The sequence below is a fragment of the Allobosea sp. 01N443 genome (assembly GCF_056399325.1).
The window spans coordinates 1-1,896 of sequence record NZ_JBFTRC010000368.1 but is presented as its reverse complement, the minus strand read 5'-3'; the positions used below and the strand labels follow the sequence as shown (position 1 = coordinate 1,896).

The following is a 1,896-nucleotide window of genomic DNA, read 5'->3' as shown; positions in this document are numbered from 1 at the left end:
GACCTGGCTCGCCTGGACGACGGCCGAGGTGGAAAGGCTCGGCCTGACCGTCACGCCGTCGGTCGGCAACTTCATCCTGATCCATTTCCCAAAAACCTCCGGCAAGACGGCGAAGGAGGCTGACGCCTTCCTGAGCCAGCGTGGGCTGATCCTGCGCAGCGTCGGGGCCTATGGCCTGCCGGACGCGCTGCGCATGACAATCGGCTCCGAGGAGGCGAACCGCCTCGTCGTTGCGGCGCTTGGCGACTTCCTGGCCGGCAAGCAATGACGGCGACGACCGAGAGCTTTGCTCCGCGGCGTGAGGAGCCGATCTTCGGCTGCCTCGCGATCATCGGCATCGGGCTGATCGGCTCGTCGATCGCCCATGCGGCCAAGGATCTCAATCTGGCCGGGCGCATCGTCCTGAGCGACCGGGACGAGGGCGTGCGGGCCCGCGCCCGCGAGCTCGATCTCGGCCATGAGGTGGCGGAGACCGTGCAGGCCGCCGTGGCCGATGCCGATCTGGTCATTCTCTGCGTGCCCGTCGGCGCCTGCGGTGCGGTCGCAGGTGAGATCGCGTCTGCCCTGAAGCAGGGCGCGATCGTCTCGGATGTCGGCTCGGTCAAGAACGCGGTGGTCGAGGCTGTCGCGCCGCATCTGCCAGCGGGCGTGCATTTCGTCCCGGCCCATCCGGTTGCGGGCACAGAGAATTCCGGCCCGGATGCGGGCTTTGCCAGCCTCTTCCTGAATCGCTGGTGCATCCTCACTCCGCCGGACGGCAGCGATGACGGCGCGGTTTCGCGCACCCGGCATTTCTGGGAGGGCATGGGCGCCCTGGTCGAGGTGATGAGTGCGCAGCATCATGATCTCGTGCTTGCCGTCACCAGCCATCTGCCGCACCTGATCGCCTACAATATCGTCGGCACGGCCGAGGATCTCGAGGCGGTGACCCAGTCCGAGGTGATCAAGTTCTCGGCCGGCGGCTTTCGCGATTTCACCCGCATCGCGGCATCCGACCCGACGATGTGGCGCGACGTCTTCCTGCACAACAAGGAAGCGGTTCTGGAGATGCTGGGGCGCTTCAGCGAAGACCTTTCGGTGCTGACCCGCGCCATTCGCTTCGGCGATGGCGAGACCCTGCACAAGCATTTCACCCGCACCCGCGCCATCCGCCGTGGCATCGTCGCGCTCGGCCAGGAAAAGCCCGAAACGGAAAAGCTGCGCAAATCGTGAGAAGACGGGGCATGTTCTGCTCCGTTCGTCTTGCCAAGATTGGGCAGGGCTGGTAGAGCCCCACCCGTCGCCGCAATAGCTCAGCTGGTAGAGCACCTCATTCGTAATGAGGGGGTCGGGGGTTCGAATCCCTCTTGCGGCACCATCCAACCCCTTGAGGTTGTCGATTTTCCTAGATAATTCCGGCCTGAAGTCGCGCAGACTTGGAAGTTTCGCTTGGCGAGATCGATCGCCACGGCTCCTCCTTCCAACGCGCCTTCATGGCGCTCGCGGGCACCTTACGGTGCCGGCCGGAGGGGGGCATCCACCCCATCAGTTCACAGTGCAGGCCGCCGCTCGAGACCAAGCGCCCACGGCTCCTAGGCTCGAACCAATTCTCTGCGGCMAATAAGTCAAGTAGTCAGTTCTGGGGCACAACGGTTAGCGGTCGGCCATACGGATTTCCTGCCCCGTAGGGGTTGTTGATGCTGTCAGACGAATACGGGCTGCCGTATCGTCCGTAAGGATTGCTCGTGCTGTCTGGATCGTATGGATTCGCGCTGAGGCGACCTCGATAGTTACCGTCTTGGTCATAGAGCTTCGGCGCGTTTGTTGCGTAAGGGTTCTTTGCTGACTCGTTGCTGTAAGGCGAGCCGTAGCGGCCGTAGGGGTTGTTCAAGCTGTCCGGATTGTACGGGTTACCGG

The 1,896-nt window shown here is 63.8% G+C and carries 2 protein-coding genes, 1 tRNA gene and 1 pseudogene; 3 read left to right on the top strand and 1 reads right to left on the bottom strand.

Translation table 11 applies throughout. The annotated features are described in order from the left end of the window. From AC1DRP_RS36395 to AC1DRP_RS36385, 3 genes and pseudogenes are all read left to right on the top strand, one after another. Positions 1-268 (top strand): annotated as a pseudogene (locus AC1DRP_RS36395) (histidinol-phosphate transaminase); the annotation flags it as partial. Continuing rightward, a complete protein-coding gene (locus AC1DRP_RS36390; protein WP_441506063.1) occupies positions 265-1,212 on the top strand; it encodes a prephenate/arogenate dehydrogenase family protein in 948 nt (315 codons plus the stop codon). The pseudogene AC1DRP_RS36395 and the gene AC1DRP_RS36390, both read left to right, overlap by 4 nt. 69 nt (positions 1,213-1,281) lie before the next feature. After that, positions 1,282-1,357 (top strand) — tRNA-Thr (locus AC1DRP_RS36385). Positions 1,358-1,612: 255 nt separating this feature from the next. Here the strand turns inward: AC1DRP_RS36385 and AC1DRP_RS36380 are convergent. Then, positions 1,613-1,896 (bottom strand): hypothetical protein (locus AC1DRP_RS36380; protein ID WP_476771114.1); only part of this gene is annotated, 284 nt, incomplete at its 5' end.

Excerpts from the sequence above, each read along its gene's own strand:
- AC1DRP_RS36390 (WP_441506063.1), top strand. The coding sequence starts at position 265 with ATGACGGCGACGACCGAGAGCTTTGCTCCGCGGCGTGAGGAGCCGATC.